Raw genomic sequence first — 7,734 nt, 5'->3', positions numbered from 1 at the left:
ATTCAATTTTTCCATTTTTGGATTGACAGTGACTGTGATCGTCTTCGTTGTGGACGCTCCTTCACTGTCTGTTACTTTATATGTAACTTCATATGTTCCGGCTTTTGTCATGTCTACTGTATTCTTGACGATCTCGATCTTAGCTGTAAGGTCGCCATCTTCCTTGTCAGTAGCTGCCACATCCTTCTTTGGATCAAATGTGTCTCCTACTATAAGTGTTTTATCTTCTGCGTTGATTTCAGGGACTTTGTTTAATGGCTCCATCCTTTTCTTCCATGTTGCTACATATGTCGTAGAAGCGCTCACAGTCTCACTGATTTCAGGTGTCCATCCGGTAAAGAGATATCCGGTTCTTTCCGGAGTCCCTTTGAAGGAAGGCGTTTCAGCTCCATAGACCAGATCAGTCGTAATCTGATTTTCAAACACTTCTTCATCCTCTACTCCATCTGTATATGTTACAGTATAACGCGTTTTGACACCTTGTCCTGCCGGAATAGGAAAATAAACTTTTTCCCCATCTGCCAGTGTGATATATGTTTTTCCATTGAGTGGATACCATTTTCCTTCATCGAAATCAATAGCATCTGCATTCAAGGTCACTTTATAAGTTAATCGATACGTATAATATTTTTTATTTCCCTCAGTGGATTCTTCTGCATTCTCAAGCTTCCATGTAAAACCTTCTTCATCTTGTACGATCGATTCGGGTAATCCACTTACTGAAACGAATGGCGCAGAACCATCGAATACAGATAATCCTTTACCGTCAAGACCGCTCGTGATCGTTTCTGTAATCGCCTTAAACGCATCCACCAGATCATCAGAATCATCTGCATCATAAGCATTCTTCATTTCACTGGCAATATTGTTTTTTAAATATGCAGAGACTGTTGGTCCTCCCTGATAGGTCATTTCACGACTCGCACCGTAACAGATCGTATAGACAGTTGATTTGCCTTTGAGTGTTTTTGCTTCAGCAGCAGTAGCGTCGTTGATCGTTTCACTTCCTTTATCTCCGTCACCACCTACATGATATCTGGTGTTGGAGATGGTTACATGTGTATAAAAGATACAATTGATATCAGAGGTACAGTTCTTCAAATAATAAGTTGGTGCACCATCTGTCAGTACGATCGTATTCTTGCTCTCAATATCCTGAATCGCAGTATCATCAAATAGTTGGCTAGCCTGTTTGATACCTGCGTGTAGATTTGTTCCGCCATCCGCATATAATTGATTTATAGCATTATCTGCAGACGCTTTCCCATCTGCAGATGAAACATCCGTCCAATTTAAGATAATATTCGTGTTAGTAGCAAAATTCACGATAGCGAGATAACGTCCACTATCCGGCTCATCTCCTGCATACTTTTTAACGAACTCCTTGGCTGTGTTCTTTGCATTTATCAATCGTTGATAATCTCCCATACTTCCTGATGTATCTATCACGAGGATCGTTGCAGATTTCTTCGTGAGCTTGCTTAGATTTTGTTCTGTTACGACTTCCAAAGTAATATCGTAAGTGTTGTCGTCGTTTTCACTTTTGACAGCTGTTTTGTTAACGGAATGGATACCTTCTGGTAATGCTTGATCCAATTCACCCTCAACCCAAGTATTAGACTCGTTATAATAGCCGTTTTTAACTGTATCAGCATCGTTCATTGCCATTAAATCAGTTGGCAAAAACGATAAGCATAGGATACATGTAAGAAAAATACTAAAAAGTTTACTCATTTTCAATTTTCGCATAATTTCCCTCCTTAAATTTATCAATAAGTAGACTTTTTGAAATAAGTTATAAAAATTATTTATGTATGCCGATATTCTTATTTAAAGATAAAAAAACACTGGTAAAATTTGTAAATTTGTTTTAATATAGATGAAGAGAGGAGGTGTCAAAAGGTCTACTTTATGACACTTTGCTTTTCATCCTATATTCTTTTAAGCGTCTATAAAAGGTTGCTTTACTTATTCCGCATACTTTTAACACCTCCTCTATCGGAAGTTTTTTCTTTTCCCATTCGGAAACGAGTTTTCCAAAATTATCTGGTAATGCTATTTCTGGTCTGCCAAATTTTATTCCTTTTTCTTTGGCAACGGCAATACCCTGAGCCTGTCTTTTCCTTATATTTTCACGCTCATTCTGTGCTACAAATGATAGTATCTGCAACACAAGGTCAGCAATGAAAGTTCCCATCAAATCTTTTCCATTTCGTGTGTCCAGTAAGGGCATATCGAGCACACATATATCGATTCCTTTCTCTTTAGTTAGAATTCTCCATTGTTCCTGTATATCCAGATAATTTCTGCCTAGACGGTCTATACTCAGAATATAAAGTAAATCGCCGTATTTTAATTTTTTAACAAGTCTTTTGTATTGCGGACGTTCAAAACTTTTTCCAGACTGTTTATCTATGAAAATATTACTAGGAACTACGTCTCTATGTGTTAACTCAACTATTTGTCGTTCCTCATTCTGATCTATACTTGAAACTCTTACATATCCATAACTTTGTGCCATACTTCTTGGTCCTCCTTTTTGATGTAGTAATATATGAAACACTAAAAATAAAAAAACACCTCACCATAAAAGTAAAGTGCTTCGTCAATAAATATTATATTGTTTACAAGGAAAGTTTTTTCAAAGGAAAAACAAAAGAAAAAAGCAAAATGTTCCATCAGAAAATAATTTACTTTTAGAAGACATTATAAAAAAGATGATTAAAAAGGTAAATCAGCAATATAAAATCAGATTTCTGTTTTTCAATTTCTTTCCTTTTTATTATACACAATCATAACGCCATTGCATCTCAGATATTCAAGCAGTTTTCGTGTTTTTTTCTTGTAATCGTAGGTTGCTAATTCATCAGCAATTTCGGCTTCAGCACACTTTTCATATCTTATTTAAGTTATTTGCTTTAAACATTCAGTTTCCATTATCATTGTATTCTCTCCTCAACTATCTAAAAACTCCATGTAATGGCCAAATAGACAAAGTGAAGTGTCATGATGAAATATATGTGTGATAAGAGCTCTCCAATTTTTCTTAAAAAGAGGAGCACGAATAAGCCTTTGTGTCATGACCTTCACAAGTGAAAGCAATTAACTGTATTCTAATGATATGCTAAAAAGAAGATGTGTTCTTAATCTCGCTCTCTTTCCGCAAACGCTGAAATATATAAACGGAGATTCCGACTATACCTTTGGGCAATACGGAAAAAAGAGCAAGAAAATAACCCACACATAACATGAAGAATATATGAGCTAAGATATTAAAATATTCAGTTATGGTAGTACATGGGGCACTGTTTAGTCGTTCTTGAGTTTTTGGTAAATTGCTTAAAACACTTCATACACAATCCCTCGTATAATAGCATATAACCATTACCTTCAAACAATGAATACAACCTAATTTTGAAAACTGATTATTTCTTTTTCCATCATTGGATAAGATATGATTTTATCAGAATCTAAATCTTCCTTAAACATATCCACACCTATAATTTGGTGTCCGTTATACGTTGTGTAATAATATATTCCATTATACAAGTCGCAGCAAGAAGAATAGATGGTATATTCATATTCACCTTCACTCACCTCGCAAAGTCCCTTTTGCTGCTCTACTGATCCAAGGATATGAAAGAACTGACTCAAATCATTTTCGTCGCTTGTTGCATTGGATCGAGTAAAGGCAACACGAACAAATCGAGACGGACTTGATAAATCTCCAGGCAATCCAAATGCACCAAATCCGCGTGAATACGGGGCAAGATTTAAATCCTTTGAAAATGTATTTTCTGGTTGCTTATTGGTCAAATACATGTAGTCATTCAACCTAGAAATCTGTTCTTTAAATGGTGGATTGTTGGTTAAAACATGTGTAGGATTATCATATATATGCATACCATCTTTCATACATTCTATAACAATGCTGTCTGTGTCATCGCTAATCATATAATGCAATTGTGCAGGTGGAAGTTTACTGTTGAAGGCGGTATTCACTACATTAGTATGTTCAAGTAATTCCTTGACTTCTTTAATATTCGCACATTGAGACAATACCCATGGAATAAACTCAAAGGATGTAATGTTATCCCTTCCATCTACATGAGCATTAAAATATGTATTTCCGACAAAATTTAATCCTGCCATTCCTACTCCTTTTTCGTTTATGGCATCGTAGTATAATGGATAATCTCCTACAATATATGCCATACCTATTATAGCATAATGTTTTCCTTGTTTATTAGTATGGCGAAACTTAAAATTATAATTTCTGGGCGAAACGGTAATTTTCTCCCCATAGGAAAATTCGTAGTCTAAATTTCTTCCAAAAAATTGTTTAAATCTCAGTACTGTACACATTGTTGATTCCTCCTTACGCTTAAGCTTAACATATTGAATTAGTACTGCTTACCAGAACTTCAGGGTAGATGAAGTCTAATTGTCTTGGATGCAATAAAATAATAAAACCTCTTTAATATAATGTGATTTTGAAGCCCTAGATTCTTCTTTTCTCAATTCTCCTCAACGTCATTCTGCTTACCATAATCATGTATATCAGCCATACTGACTTATTCTCTTACCATTGAGCGTCTTCCTGAAACACCAGAGGTAATCTAGCTTATGGCTAAGAAGATATGATTAAAAGTAGAGAAAATGGCACAGTCCAGACGGAGCCTGCAATTGTGTCAAAAAATATTTGTGATTTGAATATAAAAATGAAGCAGTTAATATTTCCAAATAACACACCCTATTTTTAAAATATAATGAATTGCTTTTTAATTTTTTTTGTTGTTTCATAAGATAAATCTCCTTTTAGTTCTAATCTCAATTTAAAAGCTGATTTACTACTAACAGGAATTGTTCTCCATAAAAGTTTTAATAACCAAAGGTGTGGTGGCATTAGTATTTACAATATTGTCATTTATATTCAAAGGTAACCAATTACATAAATCAACACTTGAATGGGACAAATATTTTTTGAAAATAGAATCTACTTTCAAAAGTATCTAATTTACTATTTTTACCCTGTCTCAAAGATGATTTGCTTGACATTTTTTCTTAATATTTGTATTATGATGATGTATTCCTTAGAATACACCTACTGGTTAGTTCAATCAAAGCATCCTTGTAGATTCATACGTGGATGCTTTTTTTGTCCTAAAAAACTTACTAAATTTCTGATTATCTTTTCATAAGTTGGTAAATGCCGATATATCCCGTATTTTAGGGCTTTATCGGTATTTTCTTTTCGGAAGATACCTTGCATAAGCTGGCATTTACCAGCATGAAAATGCAACCAAAAGTAGTAAATGAGTAGTAAATATAAGCTCCGATATTAACAAGCCAGTCTTTCCAGTTCTGCTTTTGCAGATTGAAATGTACCGTGTGCATAATAGCCAAGTGTCATGGTTATGTTAGCGTGTCCCATGAGATATTGCAAAGTGTTTGGGTTCATTCCTCTGTTTGCCATATTCGTACAATAAGTATGTCGGAATGAATGTGGTGTGATGTTCGGTAACTTATCTGTGTGATACTTGTTATACTTCTTAATTAGTCCTCGCACCATGCCCTCATAGTTTCCTGCAACTTTAGGCAAGCCCTCACGGTTTAAGAATAGGAAATTGCTGTAACCACCTACAATCAACGGTTGTGCCTTTCCTCTGTTCTTTAGTATTCTTTGGATTGCTTGATAAGCCCGTTCTGTCAATGGAAGTTCCCGTTTTCCGTTTTTGGTCTTTGGCGTTTCAATATAGTAGCCCATTTCGCTATCTTTCAATAACTGGTGGTCTATATTGAGTATTCTGTTCTGCATATCAATATGCGTCGTCAGTCCGCAAAATTCAGAAATACGAAGTCCCGTTTCCAGCAGAAGCACAACCTCATCATAATACTTACTGTAAATCTTGTCCTTTTCCATAAAGGCAAGCAGGCGCTCTTCCTGCTCTGGTGTAAGAATAACTTTCTGCTCTGTATCATCTTCCAGAACATCACTCAGCTTAAATTCAAACGGGTTCTTTCTGATACAGTCGTCTTGTATCGCCATGTAAAATGACGCTTTCAAGGAACGCTTGTAGTTATCAATCGTTTTATAGGCATATCCTTTTTCGCTCATTCTGATAGCCCATTCTTTAGCGTCCGACTGCTTCACAGTATCAATCGCCCTCATACCTAATGGGTCATTTTTCAGAGCATTCATAAGATACTGTCGTCCTTTTTCAGTAGCCCTCTTGATGTTCTTTCTTTGGCTGTTCTTCTTGTCGTAGAGCTGGCAGACTGTCATTTTACCGCCTGCTGTGTCGATACCGTCGTTAAGGTCTTTTTTAATCTGTGCTTCTTTTTCCCTCAATGAAATATCATCACGTTTTCCAGCAGGTGTCTTGTCTGTCGGTACAAGTTTCCAAGAATAGATAAATTGTGGCTTTCCGTATATATCGGTATATTTATAAACGTATCTTCCGTCTTTTCGCTGGCTCTCTCCATTACGCAAATTGCGATTTTTACTGTCTTTTCGTTTCACATTAGACATAGTGTAAAGCTCCTTTCCGTCATGGAATGAGCCGTGATACGCTACATTTATTATACCATATCTACGGCTCAATGACATTAGATTTCGTCCAATGTATCTATGATTTTTTCAAATTGTTTTCGCTTAATCTGAATACGGTTACCATTCACGATAACCCAGCCAGCGTCAATGTTTTCTTCGGCTAATTTACGCAATTTCTTTTCGCCAATGCGGAAGTATTTAGACGCTTCTTCAATCGTCAGCGTATATTTTTCCCAGATAGGCACATCAGTATTGTTCATAATCTATGCACCCCCTTTACTGTGTGTCATTTTTTACAAGCAGGCAGACGGCTTTGGAAAGCTCCGTTAGTATCTCAACTATTCCCATTCTTGTGGGCAGAACCGCACCATGCGGACGTATCATTATTCTGTGAGGATAGGTCGTGGCAAAACGACTTTTCCAACAGTCGCTCTCGGATCACTGCGTGGGTCGCTCGCTTTCTTTTGAAAAGGTCGTGGCGTACAGTCCCCGTGGCTCACTATCTCACAAACGTATCTGTCTGCTTTATTCAGTTGTCAAAGAGCTGTGGCGAAAGCGTGTTGCTTTCATGTAAAAGCAGGGGGCAGAGCAGGAAAGAGGGGATTGAACAAATCATGCTCTGCGGTTACTGCTTCTTATTCTTCGGTTTCTAAAGGAATATCAAAGTCCAAAATCATTTTAATAAGTGCTTCTCTGATACGTCCTTTTAATTCCATGTCTACGACTATGCAGACATTACCATATCTGTCGTAGAACGGACGCAAACAACATTTTGATATGTACGGGTCATACAATGCCAGTATCTTTTCAATCGAATTTACGTTGCCGTCCACAGCCGACGAGATAAGGTAAAATGACGGGCGTGTGTTATTCATCATTCATGTTCTCCTTTAATTTTTTCTTGATTTCTTCAAGTGAGTTCTTCCTACTGCGGAACGACGTTGAACGGTTAATCTTTAATCTGTCGCCGATTTCTGTATCGCTCATGCCTAAGAAGAAATACATCAACAAGATTTCTCTGTCTTTTTCAGACAGATACTTAATCGCTTCTGCCAAATCATCATCAAGGACACGAACCTCAATACCACATACATCAAAGGCGGTATAATCGCTTTCGTATTCGTCCCAGACTGCCAGTTTTTCCACGACGATTTCTGGAAGTTCACAATAAGAAATTTCCT

General features: G+C 36.6%; 7 protein-coding genes. All 7 read right to left on the bottom strand.

Annotated features, from left to right (window positions below):
- Positions 1-1,749, bottom strand: a 1,749-nt coding sequence (locus NE665_RS22900; protein WP_256302653.1) for a VWA domain-containing protein, incomplete at its 3' end; no start/stop codon positions are given.
- A gap of 160 nt (positions 1,750-1,909) precedes the next feature.
- Positions 1,910-2,521, bottom strand: a complete 612-nt coding sequence (locus tag NE665_RS22895) for a recombinase family protein (RefSeq protein WP_002610666.1) — start codon at positions 2,519-2,521, stop codon at positions 1,910-1,912.
- Positions 2,522-3,408: 887 nt separating this feature from the next.
- Positions 3,409-4,365 carry a choloylglycine hydrolase gene (gene bsh / locus NE665_RS22890; RefSeq protein WP_002610664.1) on the bottom strand — a complete coding sequence of 319 codons (957 nt, stop codon included), beginning with the start codon at positions 4,363-4,365 and terminating at the stop codon, positions 3,409-3,411.
- Positions 4,366-5,341: 976 nt separating this feature from the next.
- A complete protein-coding gene (locus NE665_RS22885; RefSeq protein WP_055062556.1) occupies positions 5,342-6,532 on the bottom strand; it encodes a tyrosine-type recombinase/integrase in 1,191 nt (396 codons plus the stop codon).
- 77 nt (positions 6,533-6,609) lie between these two features.
- A complete protein-coding gene (locus tag NE665_RS22880) occupies positions 6,610-6,813 on the bottom strand; it encodes an excisionase (protein WP_004613735.1) in 204 nt (67 codons plus the stop codon).
- Between the two features lie 375 nt (positions 6,814-7,188).
- Positions 7,189-7,428 carry a helix-turn-helix domain-containing protein gene (locus NE665_RS22875; protein WP_032512201.1) on the bottom strand — a complete coding sequence of 80 codons (240 nt, stop codon included), beginning with the start codon at positions 7,426-7,428 and terminating at the stop codon, positions 7,189-7,191.
- A partial coding sequence (locus tag NE665_RS22870; protein ID WP_256302652.1) for a sigma factor-like helix-turn-helix DNA-binding protein occupies positions 7,421-7,734 on the bottom strand: 314 nt, incomplete at its 5' end. The genes NE665_RS22870 and NE665_RS22875, both read right to left, overlap by 8 nt.

It is taken from the genome of Clostridium sp. DFI.1.208, from assembly GCF_024463855.1.
Classification (GTDB): Bacteria; Bacillota_I; Bacilli_A; order Erysipelotrichales; family Erysipelotrichaceae; genus Clostridium_AQ.
Note: the sequence above shows the minus strand (reverse complement) of the source record. Positions and strands in the feature narration are given on the sequence as shown.